Annotated in this window: 3 protein-coding genes; all 3 read right to left on the bottom strand. The window is 45.2% G+C overall.

The features are described from left to right. Window positions 1–501: peptidoglycan recognition protein family protein (locus tag N6H06_RS23015; protein ID WP_263708075.1), on the bottom strand; the 501-nt coding region annotated here is incomplete at its 3' end. Then, window positions 501–728 carry an SPP1 phage holin family protein gene (locus N6H06_RS23010; RefSeq protein WP_263708074.1) on the bottom strand — a complete coding sequence of 76 codons (228 nt, stop codon included), beginning with the start codon at window positions 726–728 and terminating at the stop codon, window positions 501–503. The genes N6H06_RS23010 and N6H06_RS23015, both read right to left, overlap by 1 nt. 53 nt (window positions 729–781) lie before the next feature. Further along, window positions 782–1,114: hypothetical protein (locus N6H06_RS23005; RefSeq protein ID WP_263708073.1), on the bottom strand; the 333-nt coding region annotated here is incomplete at its 5' end.

The following is a 1,114-nucleotide window of genomic DNA, read 5'->3' as shown; positions in this document are numbered from 1 at the left end:
AGTAGGATTTGAAGGTTTCGGCTCAGAAACTTTACCGCCGGACACCAAATTCCTAAGCTCGGTCATGCGGAAGTTTTTGCCCGGGCAGGCTGTAGATGCCAAAACATTATGCCCAATAATGTCTGATGCTTTTGTGTTACATTCTGACACTAGCCATGCATTAAGAGCAGCTCCAGCTTGTAACTGAGCATCAGTCATTTTCTGTTTAGTAAAGTCCCCTTGATAACCAACCCCTAGCGTGTAGCTGTTATGACCACCAACGTGCGCCCCTACATTAAATCCTCGTCCCTGATAGATGGTGCCATCAAAGGCGATCCAAAAGTTATAGCCGATACCAGCCCAGCCATTAGAGTCACGATGAAATTTATGGACATCATGAATATTCCACGATGTGTGAGCCATATGATGCTGCACAATTTTTTTCACCTTTGATTTTGCGAGTGGTGTAAGGCTCCCGCGAAAAGTTAATCCAGCATTTTTGATTGTTGGTTTTTTAGCCATTACTGTTTTCCCCCTTTGGTTAGTCCTTTTTCCTGCAGAACTTCTTTTTGCTGATGCCCTTTTTTACTGATATAGTTGTTTTTCCATGCCGTGTAGACGGCCAGAACTGCAACAGCAAGCGACGTGATAGCCTCCGTCATGTCTTCCGGCACGTTGACCCCGAAGTAAGCCAACAGCGCCACAATTAAACCAATGAACCGCGTCATACTAGGTGCGTCAAACATCATTTCTCCATCTCCTTTATCATTTAAAATAGCCCCCTGGAGTCTCACCAAGAGGCTTACTTTGTTAGCATTTCAAACAATACGTAAACGACACCGCCGCTTCCGGCCGCTATTCCTGCCACTTTCCAAAATTGTTGCTGGGCAAATGCCTTCTGTTCCCTCTGCGCTTTACGGGATACGATGTCATTTTGCAAAACGTGATCTAGTAACTTTTGAAATTGTTCTAGCTGCTTACTACTTTCTCGCAAGACCGTATTTTCCGTTGCTGTAAGCTGATTTCGTATTTCATTGTTCATCCGTTCTTGCTCCACCCTGTACGCCTCTAAGGATTGTAAGCGCACTTCGTGGTTTTCTAACGTTTCATGCACGTTGACCGCCTCCTGCGACAT

This window comes from Shouchella tritolerans, from assembly GCF_025770735.1.
GTDB classification, from domain to species: domain Bacteria; phylum Bacillota; class Bacilli; order Bacillales; family Bacillaceae_D; genus Shouchella; species Shouchella tritolerans.
This window is presented reverse-complemented; position numbering and strand designations above follow the sequence as displayed.